Origin of the sequence: Novosphingobium sp. ZN18A2 (genome assembly GCF_036784765.1) — a bacterium.
Lineage (GTDB): Bacteria > Pseudomonadota > Alphaproteobacteria > Sphingomonadales > Sphingomonadaceae > Novosphingobium.
In genome coordinates this window covers 2,213,104-2,235,775 of the sequence record NZ_CP136651.1, presented here as the reverse complement: position 1 = coordinate 2,235,775, position 22,672 = coordinate 2,213,104, and the positions used below count along the sequence as shown (strand labels likewise).

At 65.8% G+C, this 22,672-nt stretch carries 22 protein-coding genes; 14 read left to right on the top strand and 8 right to left on the bottom strand.

All coding sequences use genetic code 11. From position 1 onward, the window contains the following. The first annotated feature begins 125 nt into the window (after window positions 1-125). Genes mdlC through RXV95_RS10725 form a run of 3 tightly spaced genes read left to right on the top strand, consistent with a single transcriptional unit; the run spans window position 126 to window position 3,050 of the window. Window positions 126-1,691: a benzoylformate decarboxylase gene (gene mdlC, locus RXV95_RS10735; RefSeq protein ID WP_338466046.1), complete on the top strand. Its 1,566-nt coding sequence runs from the start codon at window positions 126-128 to the stop codon at window positions 1,689-1,691. 50 nt (window positions 1,692-1,741) lie between these two features. Beyond that, window positions 1,742-2,188, top strand: coding sequence for an Rrf2 family transcriptional regulator (locus RXV95_RS10730; RefSeq protein ID WP_338466045.1), 447 nt, complete (start codon window positions 1,742-1,744; stop codon window positions 2,186-2,188). A gap of 52 nt (window positions 2,189-2,240) precedes the next feature. Next, window positions 2,241-3,050 (top strand): outer membrane protein assembly factor BamD, encoded by an 810-nt coding sequence (locus tag RXV95_RS10725; RefSeq protein WP_338466044.1) that lies wholly within the window; start codon window positions 2,241-2,243, stop codon window positions 3,048-3,050. Between the two features lie 110 nt (window positions 3,051-3,160). On the opposite strand, the gene RXV95_RS10720 is transcribed toward RXV95_RS10725, so the two are convergent. Both RXV95_RS10720 and RXV95_RS10715 read right to left on the bottom strand, forming a co-directional pair. Continuing rightward, window positions 3,161-4,258, bottom strand: a complete 1,098-nt coding sequence (locus RXV95_RS10720) for a glycosyltransferase family 1 protein (RefSeq protein WP_338466043.1) — start codon at window positions 4,256-4,258, stop codon at window positions 3,161-3,163. Then, a complete protein-coding gene (locus RXV95_RS10715) occupies window positions 4,255-5,157 on the bottom strand; it encodes a UDP-2,3-diacylglucosamine diphosphatase (protein ID WP_338466042.1) in 903 nt (300 codons plus the stop codon). Before RXV95_RS10715 ends, RXV95_RS10720 begins: the two co-directional genes overlap by 4 nt. A 187-nt stretch (window positions 5,158-5,344) precedes the next feature. Here RXV95_RS10715 and recN point away from each other — a divergent pair, with 187 nt between their 5' ends. Next, on the top strand, window positions 5,345-7,024 hold the full coding sequence (gene recN / locus RXV95_RS10710) for a DNA repair protein RecN (RefSeq protein ID WP_338466041.1): 1,680 nt from the start codon (window positions 5,345-5,347) through the stop codon (window positions 7,022-7,024). After that, window positions 7,021-7,707: a GNAT family N-acetyltransferase gene (locus tag RXV95_RS10705; protein WP_338466040.1), complete on the top strand. Its 687-nt coding sequence runs from the start codon at window positions 7,021-7,023 to the stop codon at window positions 7,705-7,707. Before recN ends, RXV95_RS10705 begins: the two co-directional genes overlap by 4 nt. Before the next feature lie 4 nt (window positions 7,708-7,711). On the opposite strand, the gene RXV95_RS10700 is transcribed toward RXV95_RS10705, so the two are convergent. Then, window positions 7,712-8,194: a DUF2165 family protein gene (locus RXV95_RS10700; protein ID WP_338466039.1), complete on the bottom strand. Its 483-nt coding sequence runs from the start codon at window positions 8,192-8,194 to the stop codon at window positions 7,712-7,714. A gap of 101 nt (window positions 8,195-8,295) precedes the next feature. On the opposite strand from RXV95_RS10700, the gene RXV95_RS10695 reads away from it, so the two are divergent. Both RXV95_RS10695 and ligA read left to right on the top strand, forming a co-directional pair. Next, window positions 8,296-8,994, top strand: a complete 699-nt coding sequence (locus RXV95_RS10695; protein ID WP_338466038.1) for a DUF4396 domain-containing protein — start codon at window positions 8,296-8,298, stop codon at window positions 8,992-8,994. 34 nt (window positions 8,995-9,028) lie between these two features. After that, the gene (ligA, locus tag RXV95_RS10690) at window positions 9,029-11,104 is read left to right on the top strand and encodes an NAD-dependent DNA ligase LigA (RefSeq protein WP_338466037.1); all 2,076 of its coding nucleotides are present in this window, start codon (window positions 9,029-9,031) and stop codon (window positions 11,102-11,104) included. A gap of 45 nt (window positions 11,105-11,149) precedes the next feature. Here ligA and RXV95_RS10685 read toward each other — a convergent pair whose 3' ends face one another. Next, window positions 11,150-11,590, bottom strand: coding sequence for a hypothetical protein (locus tag RXV95_RS10685; protein ID WP_338466036.1), 441 nt, complete (start codon window positions 11,588-11,590; stop codon window positions 11,150-11,152). A 216-nt stretch (window positions 11,591-11,806) separates the two neighbouring features. On the opposite strand from RXV95_RS10685, the gene RXV95_RS10680 reads away from it, so the two are divergent. Then, window positions 11,807-12,289 (top strand): PilZ domain-containing protein, encoded by a 483-nt coding sequence (locus RXV95_RS10680; RefSeq protein ID WP_338466035.1) that lies wholly within the window; start codon window positions 11,807-11,809, stop codon window positions 12,287-12,289. 22 nt (window positions 12,290-12,311) lie between these two features. Here the strand turns inward: RXV95_RS10680 and RXV95_RS10675 are convergent, their stop codons facing one another. The 3 genes from RXV95_RS10675 to RXV95_RS10665 are packed head-to-tail and all read right to left on the bottom strand — an operon-like array spanning window position 12,312 to window position 14,900. Then, the gene (locus RXV95_RS10675; protein WP_338466034.1) at window positions 12,312-13,268 is read right to left on the bottom strand and encodes a 50S ribosomal protein L11 methyltransferase; all 957 of its coding nucleotides are present in this window, start codon (window positions 13,266-13,268) and stop codon (window positions 12,312-12,314) included. After that, entirely contained in the window at window positions 13,265-14,194 is a 930-nt protein-coding gene (gene bla / locus RXV95_RS10670; RefSeq protein WP_338466033.1) for a subclass B3 metallo-beta-lactamase, read from the bottom strand. Before bla ends, RXV95_RS10675 begins: the two co-directional genes overlap by 4 nt. Next, complete coding sequence (locus RXV95_RS10665) at window positions 14,184-14,900, bottom strand: SDR family oxidoreductase (RefSeq protein ID WP_338466032.1); 717 nt, start codon at window positions 14,898-14,900, stop codon at window positions 14,184-14,186. Before RXV95_RS10665 ends, bla begins: the two co-directional genes overlap by 11 nt. A 154-nt stretch (window positions 14,901-15,054) precedes the next feature. Here RXV95_RS10665 and sdhC point away from each other — a divergent pair, with 154 nt between their 5' ends. The 6 genes from sdhC to creD all read left to right on the top strand — a co-directional run bounded on the left by sdhC (window position 15,055) and on the right by creD (window position 21,419). Further along, the gene (sdhC, locus tag RXV95_RS10660; RefSeq protein WP_338466031.1) at window positions 15,055-15,480 is read left to right on the top strand and encodes a succinate dehydrogenase, cytochrome b556 subunit; all 426 of its coding nucleotides are present in this window, start codon (window positions 15,055-15,057) and stop codon (window positions 15,478-15,480) included. Between the two features lie 49 nt (window positions 15,481-15,529). Continuing rightward, complete coding sequence (gene sdhD / locus RXV95_RS10655; RefSeq protein WP_338466030.1) at window positions 15,530-15,913, top strand: succinate dehydrogenase, hydrophobic membrane anchor protein; 384 nt, start codon at window positions 15,530-15,532, stop codon at window positions 15,911-15,913. A 4-nt stretch (window positions 15,914-15,917) separates the two neighbouring features. Next, window positions 15,918-17,726 carry a succinate dehydrogenase flavoprotein subunit gene (sdhA, locus tag RXV95_RS10650; RefSeq protein ID WP_338466029.1) on the top strand — a complete coding sequence of 603 codons (1,809 nt, stop codon included), beginning with the start codon at window positions 15,918-15,920 and terminating at the stop codon, window positions 17,724-17,726. Window positions 17,727-17,864: 138 nt separating this feature from the next. Continuing rightward, on the top strand, window positions 17,865-18,236 hold the full coding sequence (locus tag RXV95_RS10645) for a BlaI/MecI/CopY family transcriptional regulator (RefSeq protein WP_338466028.1): 372 nt from the start codon (window positions 17,865-17,867) through the stop codon (window positions 18,234-18,236). Next, a complete protein-coding gene (locus RXV95_RS10640) occupies window positions 18,233-19,840 on the top strand; it encodes a M56 family metallopeptidase (RefSeq protein WP_338466027.1) in 1,608 nt (535 codons plus the stop codon). The genes RXV95_RS10645 and RXV95_RS10640 overlap by 4 nt, the downstream gene beginning before the upstream one ends. A gap of 166 nt (window positions 19,841-20,006) precedes the next feature. After that, window positions 20,007-21,419 carry a cell envelope integrity protein CreD gene (gene creD / locus RXV95_RS10635; protein WP_338466026.1) on the top strand — a complete coding sequence of 471 codons (1,413 nt, stop codon included), beginning with the start codon at window positions 20,007-20,009 and terminating at the stop codon, window positions 21,417-21,419. A gap of 26 nt (window positions 21,420-21,445) precedes the next feature. Here the strand turns inward: creD and RXV95_RS10630 are convergent, their stop codons facing one another. Further along, complete coding sequence (locus RXV95_RS10630; RefSeq protein ID WP_338466025.1) at window positions 21,446-22,597, bottom strand: alpha-hydroxy acid oxidase; 1,152 nt, start codon at window positions 22,595-22,597, stop codon at window positions 21,446-21,448. Between the last annotated feature and the right edge of the window lie 75 nt (window positions 22,598-22,672).

Here is a 22,672-nt window from a genome sequence, read left to right as displayed (position 1 = left end):
TTCGGTCCGGTTTCACGCAGCGGATAGTATGTGAATCGCCTTGCCGCAATGCGGCGGGCGAGGGCTGTGCGGGATTGCGCAGAGGGGCATCCTTCCGGCAAAGGCGGCTAACCCGGACAAGGAGCATGCCCCAGATGACCACCGTGCGCGACGCGACGATTTCCCTTTTGCGCGAACTTGGCATGACGACGGTGTTCGGCAATCCCGGTTCCACCGAACTGCCCATGTTCCGCGATTTTCCCGACGATTTCCGCTATGTGCTGGGGCTTCAGGAATCGATCGTGATGGGCATGGCGGACGGTTTCGCGCAGGCGACGCGCAGCGCGGCGCTGGTCAATCTGCATTCGGCGGCGGGCGTGGGCCATTCGCTTGGCAACCTGTTCACCGCTTACAAGAACCAGACGCCTCTGGTGGTGACGGCAGGACAACAGGCGCGGTCCATCCTGCCGTTCGAGCCGTTCCTTTTTGCCGAGCGGCCGACTGAATTCCCGCAGCCTTACGTAAAATGGGCGGCGGAACCCGCGCGCGCCGAAGACGTGCCCGCCGCCATCGCGCGGGCATGGTACGTGGCGATGCAGCCGCCTTGCGGGCCGACGTTCGTTTCCATTCCTGTCGACGACTGGGACCGCGAATGCGAGCCGCTTGCCGCGCGCAAGGTCAGCGCGCGCAATCCGGGCGATCCCGCTCTTCTGGACGAGGCGGCGGCGATGCTTTCCAGCGCGCGCAGCCCGCTGATCGTGGTCGGCGCGGGCGTCGCGCGCGACGACGCATGGGACGCGGTTATCGCGCTGGCGGAAAAGCACGATGCGCCGGTCATGGTTGCGCCGATGTCCGCGCGGTGCAGCTTTCCTGAGGATCACCCGTTGTTCGCCGGATTCCTTACGGCGGGGCGCGAACCGATCGTGGCCGACCTTGCCGGGCACGACCTTGTGCTGGTGCTGGGCGGGCCGATGTCGCTTTACCACGTGGAAGCATTCGGGCCGCACGTGCCGGAGGGCACGAGGCTGGTCCAGATCGCGGACAATCCCGCGCACGTTGCATGGAATCCGGCGGGAATAGGCATCGTTGCGGACACCCGGCTGGCAATCGGAACGCTGCTTCGCGCAGATGCGCCGCAGCGGGCCGCGCCCGCGCCCCTGACGCGGCCCGGCCCGCTGGACGGATCGGTTCTTTCGGATGCCTACCTGCTTCAGCAGATTGCCCGCCTGCGCCCCGAAGGCGCGATCCTTGTCGAAGAAGCGCCGTCAAGCCGTGGTGTGCTGCATGACCGGCTACCCATCGTCATGCGGGACGGGTTCTATACCACGGCCAGTGGCGGGCTGGGCCACGGGCTTCCGGCGGCGGTGGGCGTTGCGCTGGGCCGTCCGGGAGAGCGGGTGATTGCGCTGTTGGGCGATGGTTCGGCGATGTACGCGATCCAGGGGCTTCACGCCGCCGCGCAATGGAAGCTGCCGGTGACGTTCGTGATCGTCAACAACGGCCGGTACGAGGCATTGCACAGCTTCGGCCGGGTGTTCGGGATGCAGCAACTTGTCGGCACCGCGCTGCCGCACCTCGATTTCGTGGCGCTTGCGCAGGGGCAGGGCGTGCCCGCCACGCGGGTTGAAAAGTCGGCCGACCTCGATGCCGCCCTGTCGAAAAATTTCGCGTCCCACGGTCCGAGTCTTGTGGAAGTCATCGTCGACGGATAAATATCTACCCCTGCGATTGACTTTTTCTCTGCCCGCGCGTTGGGGAACCGATGCTTTCGCAAAGGACACGATACACCATTCGTGCGCTCCAGCACCTTGCCGATGCCTTCGGCCAGGGGCCTGTGCGGCTTGACGCGATAGCCAGGGCGCAGAACATTCCGCGCAAGTTCCTGACCGTTATCCTGGCCGAACTGGCGCGCGACGGCATCGTGGCTTCGCATCGCGGGCGCGACGGCGGGTATGAACTTGCGCTGCCTCCGGTCGATATCCGTTATGGCGATATCATCCGTATCACGCGCGGCAGCCTTGCGCTGGTGCCCTGCGCCAGCCGCAACGCGCACGAACATTGCGAAAACTGCCTGCCCGAATCGGAATGCCGCCTGCGCGTGCTGATGCTTCGGCTGCGTGATGAAATGGCAGCGATGCTGGACCAGGTGACGCTTGCCGACCCCATCCCGACCGCCACGATCGGGACGGGTGTGGATGAGCACGCGTGAAGGCGCGCAACTTCACTTGGCGTTCAGGGGTACGCTGGCTATAGGGCGTCCCATGTCGATCAACGCTCATGGCCGCAGCCCGCTGCGCCTCGCCGCCCTGGCTGTCGCCACCGCCGCCACCGCGCTGACCGCAGGGTGCGCTGCCGGCGGGCGCGGCAAGCGCGATACCTCTTATGTCGCGCGCGATGTCGATACGCTCTACATGGCGGCGAAGGACCGGCTTGACCGCAACCAGCCCAAGGTGGCGGGCGCGCTGTTCGACGAGGTCGAGCGCCAGCATCCCTATTCGCCGTGGGCGCGCCGCGCCGAATTGATGAGCGCGTTCAGCTATTATGTCGCGCGCGATTACACCAAGTCGATCCAGGCATCGCAGCGCTTCCTGTCGATCCACCCGGGCAACAAGGACGCGCCCTACGCCTATTACCTGATCGCGCTGTGCTATTACGAGCAGATCAGCGACGTCACGCGCGACCAGAAGATTACCGAGCAGGCGAAAACCGCGCTGACGGAAGTGATGCGCCGCTTCCCCGAAACCGAGTATGCGGCGGACGCCAAGCTGAAGCTGGACCTTGTGAACGATCACCTTGCGGGCAAGGAGATGGAGATCGGCCGGTTCTATGAACGCAGCGGCAAGTGGCTTGCCGCGCAGCTGCGCTTCCGCAACGTGATCCAGAACTACCAGACCACCAGCCACACGCCCGAAGCCTTGTTCCGCCTGGTCGAAACCAACCTTGCGCTGGGCATTCCGGTGGAAGCGGAAAAGAACGCTGCGGTGCTGGGCTCGAACTATCCGGGCAGCAAGTGGTACCAGAAGGCCTATCGCCTGATGAACAAGTACGCCCCCGATACAAAGGCAAGCTGATACGCTGGCCCTGTTGCGGGCCGTATCGCTTGGCGACCGAACAACAAATGGCCCGCGCTGCCGGATGGCACCGCGGGCCTTTCAGTCGGGGGGATCGGTTGGTGTCGGGGTCAGGCAGGCTCCATCTCGTCGCCCAACTCCACCGCGCCGCCGCCAATCGCGCTTGCGCATCGTGACGCTTCGCCCAGCGCGGCCATGAACTGGTCGGTCGCGCGGTCCCAGCTGAAGCTGGCGCCATGGATCGCGCAGTTGAGCGGATCGCAGGCAAGCGCCTTGCGGATCGCTGTTGCAAGCGTCTCGTCAAGCGCGCCGACCGCCGCGGGCAGGGCATTGTCCGGTCCGCGACCCGAAGCGCCGACGATGTCCAGCGGACCGGGCACCGGATAGCCCGCCACGGGCACACCGCAGGCAAGCGCCTCTATCATCACAAGTCCGAACGTGTCGGTGCGGCTGGGGAAGACGAAAACGTCCGCCGAACAATAGGCCTGCGCCAGCTTTTGCCCGGATAGTGCGCCGGTAAAGCGCACCTGCGGATAGCGGTCGCGCAGTTCGGCAAGGTCCGGCCCGTCGCCGACGACGACCTTCGTCCCTTCCACCGGCGCATCGAGGAACGCGGTCAAGTTCTTTTCCACCGCCACGCGCCCGACGTTGAGCATGACCGGGCCGGGAAGCCCGGCAAGTTCGGGCAGCGGGGCGTGTCCTGGGTGGAACAGGTCGCGGTCGATACCGCGCGACCACAGCTTCCATTGCGCGATACCCTGCGCCGCCAGTTCCCGGCCCAGCGTGGGCGTGGACACCAGCACCGCGCGGCTTGGCGCATGGAACCGGCGCATGACCGGCCAGAAGCGCTTCGCGTCCAGCCCGGTGCGCACCGCCGCATAGTCCGGAAAGCGCGTGTGAAACGCGCTGGTGAAGGGCAATCCGTTGTCGCGGCACCACTTTCGGGCGCTCCAGCCGATCGGGCCTTCGGTCGCGATGTGGACGATGTCCGGACGGAATTCGGCCAGCGCGCGCCGCGTGCCGAAGCGGGGCGCCAGCGCCAGCCGGATCTCGCTGTATCCGGGCAGGGCCACGGTGCGGAATTGCGACGGGGTGACGAGTTCCACGTCATGCCCGCGCGCGAGCAGCCGATCCACCGTCATCCCCAGCGTGCGGACCACGCCGTTGACCTGCGGGTGCCAGGCATCGGTGCAAATCGCGATCCTCATGCCGGCACTTCCTCGCGTGCGGGGACGTTTGCGGCAGCCGCGCGCTTTTCCTGTTCGCGCTGGCGGCCTTCCTCTGTCCAGTCGACGATGCTCATCGCGCCGGTCTTGTCCTCCACCAGCGCGGTGCAGCTTTCGACCCAGTCGCCATCGTTATAATAGGTGACATCGCCGATCTGCCGGATTTCCGCCGAGTGGATATGGCCGCATACCACGCCGTCCACGCCGCGTTCGCGCGCCGCGTGGGCGACGGCCTCCTCGAAATCGCAGATGAACTGGACCGCGTTCTTCACGCGCTTCTTGAGGTACGCGGAAAGAGACCAGTACGGCATTTTCAGCCGGCGGCGGATTGCGTTGAACACGATGTTCGCGCGCAGCATCATCTCGTAGGCCTGGTCCCCCAGGAAGGCGAGCCAGCGCGCATAGAGCACCACGCCGTCGAACCCGTCTCCGTGGGTGACGAGCAACCGGCGCCCGTCCGCCGTCTGGTGGATCGCTTCCAGCGCGAGTTCGACGCCGCCGAAGCTCATCCCCGCATAGGGGCGCAGCACTTCGTCATGATTGCCTGCGATCAGGATCACGCGCGTTCCGCGATGGGCAAGTTTCAGGATGCGGCGAACCACTTCATTGTGCGCGTCAGGCCAGTACCAGCCCTTCTTCAACCGCCAGCCGTCGACGATATCGCCAACGAGATAGAGCGTTTCGCACTCTATCGAATGGAGGAAGTCCAGCAGCATCGCGGCATTGCAACCGCGCGTGCCAAGGTGCGTATCGGATATCCACACGGTGCGGAACTTGCGCTTGGGCCTGAAACCGCGCGGTTCGGGCAGGTCGAGCCATGCAGGCACGCCCGCGCCGGTTCCGATGGACAGGTTCGCGATTGGATTGTTCGCCTCGGTCATGGGTTTTCCTTCCTCGGCAGTGGCGACCTGCCTTTATTTCCCATGGATTCGTTGCGGGGGCGTGGCGGTGTGTCACGATGGTGAAACCTGCGCCCTTGCGGCGGGCATTTCCGGCTTCTCCCCCGCGCGATAAAGTTGCGCTGGTGACGGCGCGGGCGGGACCGGCTAAGGAGGCGGACGACACCCCATGCTGACAAGCCTTTCCATCCGCAACATCGTGTTGATCGAGGCGCTGGACCTTGCCTTCCACGGCGGTCTGGGCGTGCTTACGGGCGAGACGGGCGCGGGCAAATCCATCCTGTTAGACGCGCTGGGCCTTGTGCTGGGCGACAGGGCCGATGCGGCGTTGGTGCGGGCAGGGGAAGCGCAGGCCAGCGTAACCGCGACATTCGAATTCGACCGCCTGCCGCCGGGGATTCGCGAGATAATGTCCGATGCCGAAGTGGATGTGGAACCGGACGAGCCGCTGATTGTGAAGCGCCGCATCCGTTCGGGCGAGGGCGATTCGGGCGCCAGCAGCAAGGCGTTCATCAACGATCAGCCGGTCGGCGTGGCGCTGCTGCGCGACCTGGCGCGCCACCTTGTCGAATTGCACGGCCAGCATGACGATCGCGGCCTGGTGAACGCGCGCGGCCATCACGCCTTGCTCGATCGTTACGCGAATGCGGGGCGCAAGGGCGTGGCCGATGTGTGGGAGCGATGGCAAGCGGCAGAGCGCGATCTGGCCGCCGCGCGCGAAGCGATAGAAAGGGCGGCGGCGGACCGCGACCTTCTGCTGGCGCACCTGGCCGAACTGACCGCGCTCGAGCCGCAGCACGACGAGGAAGAAGGCCTGGCCGAAGCGCGCGCGACGATGCAGAAGGGAGAGCGCCTTTCGGGCGACCTTGCCGAATTGCAGCAGCTTTGGGCAGGTTCGGATTCGGCGCTTGCTTCGCTGCGAAGCGCGGCGCGGCGGCTGGACCGGATTGCCGCCGAACACCCGATGCTGGCCGAGGCGCTGGAATCGCTCGATCGCGCGGTGATCGAGGCGGGCGAGGCGGAAGACAGGCTGGCCCGCGCGGCAGAAGCGCTTGCGCACGATCCGGCAGAGCTGGACCGCATCGAAACGCGCCTGTTCGATCTTCGCGCCGCCGCGCGCAAACACGGCTGCACGGTTGACGAACTGCCAGACCTGATGCGCCGGATGCGCGGCACGCTCGACGCCATCGAAGGCGGCGAGGCCGAGCTTGCCGGGCTTCAGCGCAAGGCGCGCGACCTTGCGCTCGACTACCAGGCGAGGGCGGAGGCGCTTTCGGTTGAAAGGGCCGAAGCGGCGCGCAAGCTGGACGCGGCCGTGGCGGCAGAACTTGCGCCGCTGAAACTGGATGCCGCGCGCTTCCGCACCGCGGTGATGCGCCTGCCGGAGGATCGCTGGGGGCCGGGCGGTATGGACGCGGTGGAATTCCTTATCGCCACCAACCCCGGCGCCGATTTCGCCCCGCTTGCCAAGATCGCCAGCGGCGGCGAACTTTCGCGCTTTATCCTGGCGTTGAAGGTCGCGCTGGCCGAGCAGGGCGGCGCGGCGACGGTGATTTTCGACGAGATCGATCGCGGCGTGGGCGGCGCAGTGGCCAGCGCGATCGGCGAAAGGCTGGCGCGGCTGGCGGGCGGCGGCCAGTTGCTGGCGGTAACGCACAGCCCGCAGGTCGCCGCGCGCGGTACGGTGCATTACATGATCGCCAAATCGAACGAAGGCACGGTTACGCGCACGTCCGTCCACCTGCTGGACGCGCACGGCCGGCAGGAAGAAATCGCCAGGATGCTTTCGGGCGCCGAAGTGACCGAAGAGGCGCGCGCGCAGGCGGAGCGGTTGATGGAGGGAGCGTGAGCGGCCATCCGCTGGACCGGCCGGTCTGGAACATGCTTGGCGGGGGGCAGGCGGCACTGGCGGTGCGGCATGGATCGGCGGTGCGCATCGATCCCGCCTATGGTCCTTTCGCCGCGGCGCGTGAGCTTTCCGATGCAGCCCAGGCCGATCTTGCCGCGATGGTTTCGCGCAGTATGGGCGCTTTGTGGCTGGTCGAACCCGACGAATGGCCCGCCCCGCGCGGAACGCGCGTGGTTCGCACCGCGCCGTTGGTGCAGATGGTCGCCCGAAGCCCCGCGCCCGATCCCGGCGGGGACGATATCGTGCCGCTGGGCGAAGCCGATGCGGCGCAGATGGCCGCGCTTGCCCATGCGACGGAGCCGGGGCCGTGGGGCACATCCACCCACCGCTATGGCCCGTTTCACGGCATTCGCGCGGATGGGCGGCTGATCGCGATGGCCGGAACGCGAATGCGGCCCGCGCCGGGCTATGCCGAAGTCAGCGGCGTGTGCACCGATCCGGCCGCGCGCGGACGCGGATATGCGGGCAGGCTGATCCGCCGCGTCATGGCGGGGATGTGCGCCGAAGGACTGACGCCTTTCCTGCATTCCTACGCCGGCAATACGGCTGCGATCGCGCTTTACCGTTCGCTGGGCTTCGAAATCCGGCGCGAGATGATGGTGACGATACTCGCCGCCGATTGAACGGTCATTCGCGCTGGTTGATGTAGATAAGCAGCAGCAGGTTCATCGCGCCATAGAAGAACGAACCGTAGAACGGCGATTCCCCCAACGGCTTCTGCCAGAGCTGGTATCCCGCGACGGCCAGCGCCTGGAACAGGCCCCACCAGTTCACCACCGCGCAGCCGATGCCGATCTTCGCATATCGTGCCGCCTTGCCGAATGCCTGCGTATCGCCGTTTCGCGCACGCCACATATCGAACCCGCCCCAGATCAGGAACACGCCCGCGCCGATCTCAAGCGCGAAGACCAGCACCATCGCAACCACGATCAGCGGCGCGGGCGGCACGGGCAGCAGCGTGACGGGATAGGCCGCCTTCTCCATGGGCGTGGTGGTATAGACGAAGAAGTCATAGGCGGCGCCCACGTTGGCGATGTTGTGCGCTACATAGAGCAAGGCCATTGCGCCAAGGCACACGGCAAACAGGGCCTTCAGAATACGGTCCGTCATGCGATCTCCCCTTGTTCCCCGCGCAGAGGGTAACGCGGCACAGCGCAGGGGCAGAATCGCCGTTACGGGAACACAGGCGCGTTTCCGGCCATTGGGACGGTATGTCCGATCAATTTCCTGTCTGGTTCCATGCGCTTGCCATCGCGTCCCTGGCCGTCGCGGCGGCTTGTGCGCTGTGGATAACTTTCGACCTCTTGCGCCGGCCGGAGAAGATGGTGGTGATGAACTGGGTCTGGCCGCTCGCCACGATGTTCGGCAGCGTGCTGTGGCTCGCCCTCTACAGAAAATCGCGCGCGCAGGCGTCAGGGGGCGGCGAAACGCCCATGCCGCTGGCCGTCGCGAAGGGGGCCAGCCACTGCGGCGCGGGCTGCACGCTGGGCGATATTATCGCGGAATGGGTAGGTCTTGCGTTCCCCGTCCTGGCGGTGTGGTTCGGGTGGCATACGATTTTCGCGGAAAAGACCTTCGCGATGTGGATTCCCGATTTCATCCTCGCCTTCGCGATCGGCATCGTATTCCAGTATTTCTCCATCGCGCCGATGCGCGGGCTGGGCTTGCGAGAGGGGCTGGCCGCGGCGATCAAGGCCGATACACTTTCCATCAGTTCGTGGCAGGTGGGGATGTACGGCGGCATGGCGCTGATCCAGTTCGGCCTTCTGAAACCGCTTTACGGTAAGGTGGCGCCGGTCAATTCGCCCGAATTCTGGTTCGTGATGCAGATTGCGATGCTGGCGGGCTTTGCCACGGCCTATCCGGTCAACTGGTGGCTGGTGCGAACCGGCGTGAAGGAAAAGATGTAGCGGCTGGCATTCGCGCGCGGCATAGCCCTCGGTCATGGCAGACGATTCCATCGCGAACATGACAGAGGCCGACGCCGCGAACGAGCTGATGCGCCTCGCGCGCCAGATCGCGCGTCACAACAAGCTGTATCACGCCGAAGACGCGCCCGAGATTTCGGATGCCGATTACGATGCGCTGGTTCATCGCAATACCGCGATTGAAGAAGCGTTCCCGCAGCTTGTGCGCGATGATAGCCCTTCGAAGCAGGTCGGTTTCGAAGTCGCCGCCTCTCCGCTGGGCAAGGTCCGCCACGACGTGCGGATGTTCAGCCTGGACAACGCCTTTTCGGACGAAGACCTGGCCGATTTCGTCGCGCGCGTGCGGCGCTTCCTGGCGCTTGGCGAAGACGCCGAAGTGGCAATGACGGCCGAGGACAAGATCGACGGGCTTTCCTGCTCGCTGCGGTACGAAAACGGCACACTGGTGCGCGCCGCGACGCGCGGCGACGGCGAGGTGGGCGAGGACGTGACGCCCAACGTCGCGACTATCGCCGATATTCCCGCGCGGCTATCCGGCGATGTGCCCCCCGTGTTCGAGGTGCGGGGAGAGGTCTATATGGCCAAGGCCGATTTCCAGGCGCTCAACGCGGCGCAGGAGGCGGCTGGCGGCAAGATCTTCGCCAACCCGCGCAACGCGGCCGCCGGATCGCTGCGGCAGAAAGACCCGTCCGTAACCGCCAGTCGCCCCTTGCGCTTCCTCGCCTGGGGCTGGGGGCTGGTGGAAGGCGACCTGCCCGCCGAAACGCAGCACGCGATGATGGAGCGGATCGCGAAATGGGGCGTGCCGGTCTCACGCTTGCTGAAGCGCTGCACCTCGCTTGAACAGATGATCGCGCACTATCGCGAAATAGAGATCGAGCGGGCAGACCTGCCGCACGATATCGACGGCGTCGTTTACAAGGTCGACCGGTTAGACTGGCAGGCGCGCATGGGCTTTGTCGCCAAGGCTCCGCGCTGGGCGATCGCGCGCAAGTTCCCGGCGGAAAAGGCGCAGACGACGCTGGAGGCGATAGACATCCAGGTTGGCCGCACCGGCAAGCTGACGCCGGTGGGTCGGCTGACGCCGGTTTCCGTGGGCGGCGTGATGGTGTCCAACGTCACGCTGCACAACCGTGACGAGATTGGCCGGCTGGCACTGCGCGTGGGCGACCGCGTGGTGATCCAGCGCGCGGGAGACGTGATCCCGCAAGTGGTGGAGAACCTGACGCCGGACGAGCCGCGCGATCCCTATGTCTTTCCCGATCATTGCCCCGAATGCGGCAGCGAGGCGGTGGCGGAAGAGGGTGAGGTGGACGTGCGCTGCACCGGCGGCCTTATCTGCCCCGCGCAGCGGACAGAGCGGCTGAAGCACTTCGTCAGCCGCGCCGCGCTCGACATAGACGGGCTGGGCGAAAAGACCATCGACGAGTTTTTCGGAAAAGGCTGGCTGGAAAGCCCGGCCGACATCTTCCGCCTGAAAGGCCGGCGCGAGGATATCCTTGCGCTGGAGGGCTGGAAGGAAAAATCGGTCGACAACCTTCTGGCGGCGATAGAAGCACGGCGGAAGCCCGATGCCGCGCGCCTGCTGTTCGGCCTGGGTATCCGCCACGTTGGCGCGGTAACGGCGCGCGACCTGATGAAGCGTTTCGCCACGCTTCCGGCCTTGCGGGAGGTTTCCGAAAGGGCGCGTTCGGGTGACGAGGACGCCGGGCATGAACTTGCCGGCATCGACGGGGTCGGCCCCGTGGTTGTCGAGGCGCTGGGCGACTTCTTCCACGAACCGCACAATATCGAGGTCTGGACCGACTTGCTGAACGAAGTCGATCCGCCGCGCTATGTGGTGGAGACGCTTGAGAGTGAAGTCGCGGGGCAGACCGTGGTTTTCACCGGCAAGCTGGAAACGATGAGCCGCGACGAGGCAAAGGCCCAGGCCGAGCGGCTCGGTGCCCGTGCGGCGGGCTCAGTTTCCGCCAAAACGGACCTTGTTGTTGCCGGCCCCGGCGCGGGATCGAAGCTGAAACAGGCGGAAAAGCTGGGCATTCGCGTGATTGATGAAGCGGGCTGGGCAGAGATCGTGAAGGCCGCGGGATAGGCAGGGTTCGCGGGCTGCGCGATCCGAATGCGCCCCAGTCCGGCCTCAAAAATCCCAGGCAAACGCGAAATGCACCAGTGAGGGTGTGCCCGGCCTTCCGAAGCCGAGTGCGCCCAGTTCGATCGATGGCCCCGTGGCATCGAAGCGGTGTTCCCATTGCGGGCGGGGCCGGTCGTCGAACGCGGGCTGCGGCGCGACGCCCAGCGGCAGCATCCCCGATGCGTCGGCCTTTGCCGGAAGCGCCGTGGCCAGGAATGCCGGGCAGGTCGTCGGCTCGTGCGGCAGCGCGCCGGGTGCTGCCGGGTCGATCCCGGCGATACAAAGCCCGGTTTCGTTGGACCCCCCGGTATCGTTCGAACCTGCCTGTCGGGCGAGCGCGTCGTGCGGCGATGCGCGGTCTTGCGCGCGCTCTGCCGGTGCCATGCCGCTCCACGCGGCAAAGGTTCCTGCAACCCCGATCTTGAACGCCGTATGCATTATGGACATGCGAACCCCGCGGCGAATCCCGTTCGCGGATGCTCCGGATCGTCGGGTTAACCGCAGCCGAACGGAAATGCATAAGTGGCCATTCACCCAATCGGATGCCGCCTTTTCGCGCCGAACCGAATGGTAAAGTTCGGGTAACCAGCATTCTGGAGGAAATCGGAAACCTGGCCGGGCAATGCGGGTGTTCGCACAACGTCCGCAACAGAGCGCATGACAATGCGCCGTGATCGTCTGGAGCTTTTGCAGATGCCCTATTTCGACGGAGAGGAGGAAGTCCTCCAGATCGAGCGCCGCGCAGACACGCGGGTTCTCGCCCATTGTTCCGCCGAATTGAAGCTGACCACCGGAAGCCGGACGGGCCGGTTGACCAACATTTCCACCGGCGGTGTCCGCCTGGAACTGGCCGATCCTCCGCGTGAAGGGACGACGGTGATGCTGGAGTGGAAGACCTTCCAGATGTTCTGCAAGGTGGTATGGGCAGACAATGGAGCGTGCGGGCTGGTGTTCGAACGCCCCGTTTCGCAAGGCACCGTTACGCAAACCAGCGGGCAGCAAATGGAAGAGCCGCGCCCGGAAGCGGATTTGCGCACCGTTTCGCTTGGCGGCAGGCGGCAGGTGCGGCGCGGGCTTCCCGGCGCGGAACTCGGCAACATTCCGCTTGGGCCGCGCAGGGCATTCGGGCGCAAGCAGACCGGATAGGTCGCGCCGCCGCGGCCGGGCGTTACCAGCCGCGCGACCAATCGGGCATCTGGCCAACGCGCGATCCGCGCACCCGGCCATACGCCCTTTTGCGCAGCCACAGGATCGACCAGTCGCCGCGCTGGATCCGCGCGGCAAGACGCAACCCCGCGCGGGCATAGGCGGCGCGCACCTTGCGTTCCTGTGTCGCCAGCAGGCCCGCCAGAAGAATGCTTCCGCCGGGCAGCACCGCGCGCGAGAAATCGGGCGCAAGCTCCACCAGCGGTCCGGCCAGGATGTTGGCGATCAGCAGGTCATAAGGGCCGCGCGCCTTCAGTAGCGGATCGGCCATTCCGTCAGCGATCACCATGGTCAGTTCGCCTGCCCGCGCGCCGGTTGCCACGCCGTTCAACGCGGCATTGTCCAGCACCACCGGCGCGCAGACCGCGTCGATATCGCTCGCCGTAGCCAGCGCGCGTGGCCAAAGGTGCATCGCGGCAAAGGCCAGAAGGCCGGTGCCGGTGCCGATGTCGGCAAGGTTACGCACCAGCGCGCCGCGCGCTTTCATTTCCGCCAGCATGGCAAGGCATCCGGCGGTCGTTTCGTGCTGCCCGGTGCCGAAGGCCTGGCTTGCCGGGATCGTGAAGTCGCGCAGGCCCGGTCCGTCTTTCGCGGGATATTCCGGCGTGTGGACGTGAAACGGCCCTTCGCGGATCGGCGCCACGTCTTGCTGGCTCAACGTTACCCAATCGGTTTCGGGCAGTTTTTCCACAGTCATCCCGGGTGCGCCCGCTTCGAACAGAGCGGCAATGGCGGCCTTGTCTGCCCGCGTCGGCTTGCGGGGAAGCCAGGCTTCAAGTTGCCATTCCTCCGGCTTGTCTTCCGCGATCTCGCTGCCGGCCAGAACGATGTCGTAATCCCAGTCGAAGGCATCTTCGTGGGCGACAAGCGCGGCCTGCACGATGTCGCGCGGGGCGAATGCGGTGATCTTCCAGCTCATCGCCGTGGCTCCTGCGATTGCGCCGCTTCCTTCGCCAGCCGCGCGTCCAGCCTCTGTCCGGCCTTTGCCGCGTATGCCTTGCAGGCGCCCGGATCCGACAGGGGCGGATCGTTAAGGGGCGCTTCGCCGTGAAGCCGCGCGAACAGGTTGCTCGCGCCCGGATGCGGGGTAACCAGTATGTCGCAGGGCAGGGCGGCGACCCTGGCCAGCGCCTTGCGCGCGCGGGCGACATATGCGGGATGGTCGCTGAAACGGTAGCCGTCGGCGGAGATCATCGTCAGGCTGTCGGCATAGGCGATCGTCTTGCAGTCGGTGCCTTCGCAGCTTTTCCACGTCCAACTGGTCGAACCGGGGGAATGGGCGGGGGTAAGGTGCGCGGTCATGGTCAACGAGCCGAGCGCGATCGTGTCGCCGTCGGCAAGGATGCGGTCGGCCTGCGCGGGGGCCATCGGCTTCAGGCTGCCGAATTGCGGATCGTCGCGTTCCGGCTGTCCGCTTGCCAGCACGGCGGCGGAGGGCGCGCTCAACGCCAGCTTCGCGCCGGTCGCGCGCTTCAGTTCGGCAAGGCCGCCGGCATGATCGAAGTGTTCGTGGCTCGATACGATCCACTTCACCTGGCGCGGCTCCACGCCCAGCCGCCGGATATTCGCGAGGACGGACTGCGCCGCGTCCGCCATCCCGGCGTCGACAAGCACGTACCCCTTGTCGGACGAGACCAGCAGCGCGGTGATGCCGCAGGTGCCAACGTCCCATGTATTGCCGAAGACGTGGACGGGCGGGGCGGGATCGCTCCAGCCGTCGTGCCCCTTGCAGGCCGCTGCATGGGCTGCGGGTGTTGTGGCAAGGCAGCTTTCCGGGGCTTTCGATACGGTCGCGGCCCCGCTTGCGGCAAGCGCGGCGCCCAGCACGAAAAGCCTAACGGACATAGCTTGCGCCGTTCGCGTCTATCACCGCGCCGGTCATGCTGGGCGGCGCCTCCAGCGCGCAGAACTTCGCGATGGCGGCTATTTCATCGGGCGTCGCCACGCGGCCCAGCGGAATATCGGCCAGCAGCCCCGGCCCGCCGCGGCTGGCAAGGTAGTCCCCGGCCATCGACGTGTCGGTGAAGCCGGGCGTGATCGCGAAGCTGAGGATGCCTTCGGATGCATAGGCGCGGGCAATGGTCTTGTGCATGGCCACCATCCCGCCTTTCGCGGCGGCATAGTGCCAGTGCGCCGGGCTGTCCCCGCGATAGGCGGCGCGGCTCGAAATGTGCACCAGCCGCCCGCCCGATCCGCGTTCCTGCCAGTGGCGCACGGCAAAGCGCGAAAGCTGCGCGGCCGCCGTCAGGTTTATGCGCAGCGTTTCTTCCCATGCGTCGAGCCAGGCGATGTCCGAGGAATCGAGTGCACTCGCCTCGAACAGGCCGGCATTGTTGACGAGGATGTCTATCCTGCCGCCCGCGCGATCCAGCGCTTCTTCCCACAAGGCCTGCGGAGCCTGCGGATCGGAAAGGTCGGCGCCGATCACGCCGTCGCGCGCGCGGCTGCCGTGGCCGATTACTTTCGCGCCGGCCGATTCAAGGGCGGAAACCGTTGCCGCGCCTATGCCGCGAGTCGCTCCGGTAACAAGAATGGTGGTGGACGTGTTCATCGCCCCCTAGTAGGCGGGCAAGGGCATATGCCGCAACCGGCGGCGCACTCGTTTGGCGGGCGCGCTTGCACGGGGCGGCGTTTCGACTAATAGCGAGTCTCGATCGCCGGCGGCCGCATGGCCCCGCGCAGAGCTGAGCAACAAGGGGAATATCATGGCGCAAGCCAGCAACCGTCCGCTCTCGCCACATCTGCAGATATGGCGCTGGGGTCCGGCGATGTTCGTCTCGATCGTCCATCGCGCCACCGGCACCGCGCTCGCCATCGCGGGCCTCGGGCTGCTGCTGTGGTGGCTGGGCGCACTGGCGAGCGGTCCGGATGCCTACGCCACGTTCGTTCACTGGGTCTGGGCGGCAGAGCCGGGCAATGGCTTGCAGGGCGCGGCGAACGTGCTGGGCAAGATCGCGCTGGTCGGGCTGACATGGTCGTTCTTCCAGCACCTTGCGTCGGGCGTGCGCCACTTCGTACTCGATATCGGCGCGGGTTATGAACTGAATGCCAACGCGCGCTGGTCGACGATGACGGTGGTCTTCTCCGTCCTTGCCACCATCGCCTTCTGGGCTTTCGTGTTGCTGCGCTGACGCATCGCGCGGCCACGAACCTTACGCTGAATTTTCGGGAAAGACTGACATGGGCAACGGAACTTCGATCGGACGGGTGCGGGGGCTCGGCTCTTCGCACCAGGGACCGCACCACTGGCTGGTACAGCGCTTCACCGCCATCGGCAACATCGTGCTGGTTGTCTGGTTTCTGGCAAGCCTGCTGATGATGCCGTCATACGATTTCCAGACGATGCACGCGTGGCTTTCGCGCCCGGTGCCCGCCACCGCGATGATCCTGCTGATCGTTTCCACTTTCTGGCACGCGCGTCTTGGCCTTCAGGTATTCGCCGAGGATTACGTGCACGAGGACGGATCGAAGATCCTGGTTCTCGCGCTGCTCAACACCATTCCGCTCGCCGGCGCCGTATTCGGCATCGTCTCGGTAATCCGCATCGCGCTGGGAGGCGCCTGAACCGATGGCTGACCAGCCCGCTTACAAGATCATCGACCATACATACGATACCGTCGTCGTCGGCGCCGGCGGTTCGGGCCTGCGCGCCACCATGGGCTCGGCCCAGGCCGGCCTGCGCACCGCCTGCATCACCAAGGTCTTCCCCACCCGCAGCCACACCGTGGCCGCGCAGGGCGGGATCGCCGCGTCGCTTAAGAACAACACGCCCGATCACTGGACCTGGCACATGTATGACACCGTGAAAGGTGCCGATTGGCTGGGCGACCAGGATGCGATCGAATACATGGTGCGCGAAGCGCCCGATGCGATCCTTGAACTGGAACACGCAGGCGTGCCGTTCAGCCGGAACGAGAACGGCACGATCTACCAGCGTCCGTTCGGCGGCCATATGCAAAACATGGGCGAAGGCCCGCCGGTGCAGCGCACCTGCGCCGCGGCCGACCGTACCGGGCACGCGCTGCTCCACACGCTGTACCAGCAGAGCCTGAAGTACGACGCGGACTTCTTCATCGAATATTTCGCGATCGACCTGATCATGCACGAAGGCAAGTGCGTGGGCGTGATCGCGCTGTGCCTCGACGACGGGTCTATCCACCGCTTCCGTTCGCAGGCCGTGGTGCTGGCGACCGGCGGTTATGGCCGCAGCTATTTCAACTGCACCAGCGCGCATACCTGCACTGGCGACGGCGGCGGCATGGTGCTGCGCGCCGGGCTGCCGTTGCAGGACATGGAGTTCGTGCAGTTCCACCCCACCGGCATCTATGGCGCGGGCGTGCTCATCACCGAGGGCGCGCGCGGCGAGGGCGGGTACCTGACCAACTCCGAAGGCGAGCGTTTCATGGAACGCTATGCCCCCAGCGCGAAAGACCTTGCCAGCCGCGACGTCGTTTCGCGCTCGATGGCGATGGAAATCCGCGAAGGGCGCGGCGTGGGGCCGAACAAGGACTATATCTACCTGCACCTCGATCACATCGATCCCAAGGTGCTGGCGGAACGCCTGCCCGGCATCACCGAAAGCGGCAAGATTTTCGCGGGCGTGGACCTGACGCGCGCGCCGCTGCCGGTCTGCCCCACGGTGCACTATAACATGGGCGGCATTCCCACGAACTATCACGGTGAAGTGCTGAACCCGACCGCCGAGAACCCCGACGCGACCGTGCCGGGCCTGTTCGCGGTGGGTGAGGCGGCCTGCGTTTCGGTCCACGGCGCGAACCGCCTCGGCTCCAACTCGCTGACCGACCTTGTCGTGTTCGGCCGCGCGACCGGGCATCGCCTCAAGGAACTGGTCGAACCCAACGGCAAGCAGCCCGAACTGCCGACGGACAGCGCGGATTTTGCGTTGTCGCGCCTCGATCATTTCCGCAATGCGAAGGGCGGTTCGCCCACCGCCGAAGTGCGCGTGGAAATGCAGCAGTGCATGCAGGCCCATGCGGCGGTGTTCCGCACCGACGAGCTGATGGCGGAAGGCAAGGAGCAGCTTGCCAAGACCTACCAGCGGATGAACGACATCCACGTGACCGACCGTTCGCTGATCTGGAATTCCGACCTTGTCGAGACGATGGAGCTGGACAACCTGATCGCGCAGGCCAGCGTAACGCTTCACGGAGCGCACGCCCGCAAGGAAAGCCGCGGCGCCCACGCGCACGAGGATTATCCCGATCGCAACGATGCGGAGTGGATGAAACACACCGTCTCTCGCTTCGACGGCTGGGGCGGCAAGGGTGGCACCGTTTCGCTCGATTACCGCCCGGTTCACGACTACACGCTGACCGGCGACATCGACTACATCAAGCCGAAGAAGCGGGTGTACTGACGCTCGTCGATCACGAACATACGTTTGTCGAGGGCGCGGTGGCCAATGGCCGCCGCGCCCTTTTCATTACGACTCCATTCATATGCCGTTCACGTTTACATGCGTAGTCGATTACGTGTGTAAACGAAAGGGAGGCTCATGGCCGAGGAACGTATCAGCGAGGCCGAGCATGCGGTGATGGAGGCGCTCTGGGACAGGAGCCCGCTTACCGCGCAGGAAGTGTGCGAAGCCGTCTGCAAACCGCGAGGGTGGAGCCTGGCCACGGTAAAGACGCTGCTGTCGCGCCTTGTTTCGAAGGAGGCCGTCGGCACGGAACCGGACGGAAAGCGGTTCCTCTATTCGCCGCTGGTCGAACGCTCCGCCTATGTAGGCGGTGAATCGCGCAGGCTGGTAGATCGCCTGTTCGGCGGGCGCGCATCGTCGCTGTTCGCGCACCTGGCCGAGCAGGAAGCCCTTTCCGATGCCGACCTTGCAGAGATCGAGGCCCTTCTGAAGGAGCTGCGCAAATGACCCAGACCCTTTTCGCAACCTGGCTTCTGGAAACGCTCGTGTGGACCGGCGGGCTGATGGCGCTGGTGCTGGTCCTGCGCGGACCGGTTTCGCGCACGTTCGGTCCCGGCCTTGCCTATGCCCTTTGGCTTCTGCCGCTTTTGCGCCTTGTCGTGCCCCCGGTGACGTTGCCGGTCTCCGCGATGCAGGCATCGGGCGGGGCGCCGCTGGTCGTGCCGGTTCTCGCAAACGACGCCGCATCGACCGCTGCGCCGGTGCAGGCGAGTGTGTCCACCGCTGCCGGCATCAATTTTGTAACACCGCTGCTGGCCGTGTGGATCGCGGGGGCGCTTGCGTTCCTTCTGTGGCGCGGTGTCACCTATTACACGATGCGCAAGCGCGTGCTCGAAGACAGCGTGGAACTGGGCCGCGTTGGCAAGATCCGCGTGATCGAGAGCGCGATGGTTCCCGCACCCGTTGCATTCGGCGTGTTCGACAAGATCGTGGCGCTGCCGGTGGGGCTATCCGCCAGCGCGGATCGCCGGGGCTGCAACCTGGCGCTGCGGCACGAATTGCAGCACCACGATGGCGGGGACATTCTGCTCAACATGGCCATGCAGCCGCTTTTCGCGCTGCACTGGTTCAACCCGGTGTCGTGGCTGGCGTGGCGCGCATTGCGGCGCGACCAGGAAGCGGCTTGCGATGCGCGCGTTCTTGCCGGTGAGCCAGAGGCCGAGCGGGAGGCCTATGCCCGCCTGATCGCCGGTTTCGCCGCCGGGCCGCGCCTTGGCCGCGAACTGGCGCTCGCCTGCCCGGTCGCCGGCGAAAAATCGATAATTCACCGTTTGAGGAGCCTGACGATGTCCACCCCAAGCCGCCGCCGCCGCATGGCCGGGCGCACGCTTGTTGCCTTCGGCGCGCTTGCCCTGCCGCTTACCGCCACTGTCACCTATGCCCAGATCAGCGCGCCCGATGCGCCCGAGCCGCCGGCGCCGCCTGCCGCCCCGCAGGCGCCCGTTGCCCCTGACGCACCGCCCGCGCCAGCCGCTCCTGCAGCGCCGGATGCTCCCGAACCGCCCACGCCTCAGGCTCCGCCCCAGGCGGTAAAGAACGGGCACAGGATCGTGATGATCACCCGCAACGAAGGCGGCAAGGACGGCAAGCTCTATACCCGCACGGTGGAGCGCAACGGCCAGCGCTATGTGCTCAAGACCGACCGGAGGATGAGCGACGCCGAATTCGATCGTGAGATGGCCAAGGTCGATCGCGAAGTGGCGGAGGCCAGGCGCCAGGCCGACGAGGCCGCCGCCAAGGCCGCGCAGGTCGAGGTTAATTCGCGTCAAATCCGCGCAAACGCGGAAGCGGAAGCCGATCGCGCGCTTGCCCGGACCGAAGCGTCGACCTGCGGCACATCGGGCAACAGCTATGACTTCTCCGCCAGTTCGGGAACGGGGCGTGAGCAGCGCGCCGCCCGCATCCGCGTTTGCGCGATGGGCAAGGCGCTTGACGGCATACGCCAGGCCCGCGCGAAGATCGCCGCCGATCCCAAGATGGACGATGGCATCCGGCAGACCATCCTGCGCGCGATGGACCGCGAAATCGCCAAGCTGTCTCAGGAAAGCTGACACCCGATCCCCACGGGTTTCCTGACTTGGCCCGGGCCGGCGGCACGAGGGATTCCAGTCCCCCTCGATCCGCCGGCCCATTTCGTCTGGTCGTGCGTCAGCAACCGTTCATCGTTTGCGGCATAGCCCTGTGCATGGATGACACGTCGCCGACGGGGAGAGCGCGATGGATAACGGTGTGACGCGGCGCGAACGGTCGCCGGGGATGAAGCTGCTGTTCGTGGCGATTGTCGCCGCCGTTTTGATCGTCCCGCTGATGCTGGTCTATGCACTGGTTTACGACCGGCAGGATCAGGCACAAACCGCGCAGCAGGCGATCAACGCCGGGTGGGGCGGGCAGCAGGTGCTTTCAGGCCCCATCGTCGCGATCCCCTACAAGACCACGCAACTGCAGCGCGAAAGCGTTGACGGAAAAACCGTTGAACGCGCGGTGGAAGTGGAAAAGACGCTCTATCTCTCGCCAGTGGAAAACAGGGCGGAGACGCGGATCGACCCGCAGGAGCGCAAGAAATCCATCTATCGCAGCGTGCTTTATACCGCGCGGGTTTCAGGCCACGCGTCATTTGCCGTTCCGGCGGACCTTGCGCGGTTCGGGATAAAGCCCGCCCAAATACTGTGGGACCGCGCCGAACTGCGCATCGGCGTGTCCGACGCGCGCGGGCTGACGACCGGCGGGTTTGTCAAGGCGAGTGGAAAGCCGCTTGAAGTGCAGCCCGGAAACGGTCCGGCAGCCAGCGGCGGACAAGGCTTTTTCGCGTTCGTGCCGTGGGACGGGCAGGGCACGCTGCCAGTCGAATATGCCTATTCGGTGCGCGGCAGCCGCGCGATCGGCCTTGTCCCGCGCGGAGGATCGACCCGCTGGGACGTTACGTCGGCATGGCCCAGCCCAAGCTTCGGCGGATCGTTCCTGCCGGAAAAACCGCGGATCTCCGGCAAGGGTTTCACCGCCAGTTACACGGTCGACAAGCTGGCGCTGGGCCAGCCGCCCGTGGCGAACGAGGACATGGCGCCGCCGCAGATCGATAATCTGGACGGTTCGTCCGGCAGCTATATCGCGATGGCACGGGCCGATCGCGGCGGGTCGGGGCAATCGCTGGCCGTTACAGTCGGGCTGGTGGAGCCGGTAAACCTCTATTCGAAGGTCAACCGCGCGGTGAAATACGGCTTCCTGTTCATCGGCTTCACGTTCCTGGCGTTCCTGCTGTTCGACGTTGTGGGCGGCGCGCGGGTGGCTTCCGCCGAATACCTGCTGACCGGGGCGGGGCTTATCCTGTTCTTCGTGCTGTTGCTGGCCTTTGCCGAAGTGATCGGCTTTACCGCCGCCTATCTTCTGGCCAGCGCCGCGATCATCGGGCTGCTGACGGCCTATAGCGCCGCGGTGCTGGGAAGCTGGAAGCGCGCGCGCTTCATCGGTGCGCTGCTGGTTGGCCTCTATGCGCTTCTGTTCGTGCTGCTTAACCTTGCGGCATGGTCCCTGCTGATCGGTTCGGTGCTGCTCTTCGCGGCGCTGGCTGGGGTGATGTACGCGACGCGCAAGGTGGACTGGGGCGCGGTGGGCCGGCACGACGCCACAGCCTGACCGTGCGCCCGCCGGCGTCGCTTGCCCTACCGGCGGCGGCGCAGGCGGGTGCGGTCGAGCTGGTCCACGCTCGTCACGCCCATCAGCTTCATGTCGCGCTCTATCTCTTCCTTCAGGATAGAGAGCGCGCGTTCGACACCCGCCTGACCGGCGGCGGCGAGTGCATAAAGGTAAAGCCGCCCGCCCGAAGCGGCCGTCGCCCCCGTGGCCAGCGCCTTCAGCACGTGCGTTCCGCGCCGCACACCGCCATCGTTGATGATCTCTATCTGCCCGCCCACCGCATCGACGATTTCCTCAAGCTGGTCGAACGGGGCGCGGCTGCCGTCAAGCTGGCGGCCGCCATGGTTGGAAATCATGATCGCGTCGGCGCCCATCTCCACCGCGCGCTTCGCGTCGGCCACGCTCATCACGCCTTTCAGGCAGAACTTGCCGCCCCAGCGGTCGCGAATGTCCTGTGCGGCTTTCCAGTCCATCGACGGATCGAGCATCTTGTTGAAATAGTCGGCGATGGACACGGCCTGCCCGGTGCCCTCGCTGACGTGGGTATCCAGGTTGGGCAGGCTGAACTTTTCGCGCAGGAACCAGTTCAACGCCCATTGCGGCTTGATCGCATAGGAAATGGCCGAACGCGGGGTCAGCTTCGGCGGCGAGGTGAAGCCCGATCGCAGGCACCGTTCGCGCTTGCCGGCCACGATGGTGTCCACCGTCAGCGCGATCGCGTCGAACTTCGCGGCCTGGCAGCGCTCAATCATCGAATGGTTGAGGCCCTTGTCCCTGTGGTAATAGAACTGGAACAGCTTGGGCGTGGAAATCGTCGATCCGATCTCCTCTATGCTGACCGTGGACAGGCTGGAAATGCCGAACCACAGCCCGAACTTTTCTGCCGCGCGGCCCACCGCGCGTTCGCCCTGCCAGTGAAAGATGCGTTGCAGCGCGGTGGGCGAAAGCATCAAAGGCAGCGCGCTTTTCCTGCCCATGATCGTGGTCGACATGTCGATTGTTTCGACCCCGGCAAGGATTTCGGGCACCAGGTCCACGTCGTCATAAGCGGCCGTATTGCGCTGTTTGGTGATCTCGTCGTCGGCCGCGCCGTCGATATAGTCGAACACCGGCCAGGGCAGCCGCTTTTTGGCGAGCAGGCGGAAATCGGCGATGTTGTGGCAGTCGGTCAGGCGCATCGGCGCTCTTTAGGCGAATTGCCGCCAAACGCGAAGGGCCGAAATCCTGCGGCCTGAGCAAGCAGGTCTGCGAAG

Excerpts from the sequence above, each read along its gene's own strand:
- mdlC (WP_338466046.1), top strand. The coding sequence starts at position 126 with ATGCCCCAGATGACCACCGTGCGCGACGCGACGATTTCCCTTTTGCGC.
- RXV95_RS10730 (WP_338466045.1), top strand. The coding sequence starts at position 1,742 with ATGCTTTCGCAAAGGACACGATACACCATTCGTGCGCTCCAGCACCTT.
- RXV95_RS10725 (WP_338466044.1), top strand. The coding sequence starts at position 2,241 with ATGTCGATCAACGCTCATGGCCGCAGCCCGCTGCGCCTCGCCGCCCTG.
- RXV95_RS10720 (WP_338466043.1), bottom strand. The coding sequence starts at position 4,258 with ATGAGGATCGCGATTTGCACCGATGCCTGGCACCCGCAGGTCAACGGC.
- RXV95_RS10715 (WP_338466042.1), bottom strand. The coding sequence starts at position 5,157 with ATGACCGAGGCGAACAATCCAATCGCGAACCTGTCCATCGGAACCGGC.
- recN (WP_338466041.1), top strand. The coding sequence starts at position 5,345 with ATGCTGACAAGCCTTTCCATCCGCAACATCGTGTTGATCGAGGCGCTG.
- RXV95_RS10700 (WP_338466039.1), bottom strand. The coding sequence starts at position 8,194 with ATGACGGACCGTATTCTGAAGGCCCTGTTTGCCGTGTGCCTTGGCGCA.
- RXV95_RS10695 (WP_338466038.1), top strand. The coding sequence starts at position 8,296 with ATGTCCGATCAATTTCCTGTCTGGTTCCATGCGCTTGCCATCGCGTCC.
- ligA (WP_338466037.1), top strand. The coding sequence starts at position 9,029 with ATGGCAGACGATTCCATCGCGAACATGACAGAGGCCGACGCCGCGAAC.
- RXV95_RS10685 (WP_338466036.1), bottom strand. The coding sequence starts at position 11,590 with ATGTCCATAATGCATACGGCGTTCAAGATCGGGGTTGCAGGAACCTTT.
- RXV95_RS10680 (WP_338466035.1), top strand. The coding sequence starts at position 11,807 with ATGCGCCGTGATCGTCTGGAGCTTTTGCAGATGCCCTATTTCGACGGA.
- RXV95_RS10675 (WP_338466034.1), bottom strand. The coding sequence starts at position 13,268 with ATGAGCTGGAAGATCACCGCATTCGCCCCGCGCGACATCGTGCAGGCC.
- bla (WP_338466033.1), bottom strand. The coding sequence starts at position 14,194 with ATGTCCGTTAGGCTTTTCGTGCTGGGCGCCGCGCTTGCCGCAAGCGGG.
- RXV95_RS10665 (WP_338466032.1), bottom strand. The coding sequence starts at position 14,900 with ATGAACACGTCCACCACCATTCTTGTTACCGGAGCGACTCGCGGCATA.
- sdhC (WP_338466031.1), top strand. The coding sequence starts at position 15,055 with ATGGCGCAAGCCAGCAACCGTCCGCTCTCGCCACATCTGCAGATATGG.
- sdhD (WP_338466030.1), top strand. The coding sequence starts at position 15,530 with ATGGGCAACGGAACTTCGATCGGACGGGTGCGGGGGCTCGGCTCTTCG.
- sdhA (WP_338466029.1), top strand. The coding sequence starts at position 15,918 with ATGGCTGACCAGCCCGCTTACAAGATCATCGACCATACATACGATACC.
- RXV95_RS10645 (WP_338466028.1), top strand. The coding sequence starts at position 17,865 with ATGGCCGAGGAACGTATCAGCGAGGCCGAGCATGCGGTGATGGAGGCG.
- RXV95_RS10640 (WP_338466027.1), top strand. The coding sequence starts at position 18,233 with ATGACCCAGACCCTTTTCGCAACCTGGCTTCTGGAAACGCTCGTGTGG.
- creD (WP_338466026.1), top strand. The coding sequence starts at position 20,007 with ATGGATAACGGTGTGACGCGGCGCGAACGGTCGCCGGGGATGAAGCTG.
- RXV95_RS10630 (WP_338466025.1), bottom strand. The coding sequence starts at position 22,597 with ATGCGCCTGACCGACTGCCACAACATCGCCGATTTCCGCCTGCTCGCC.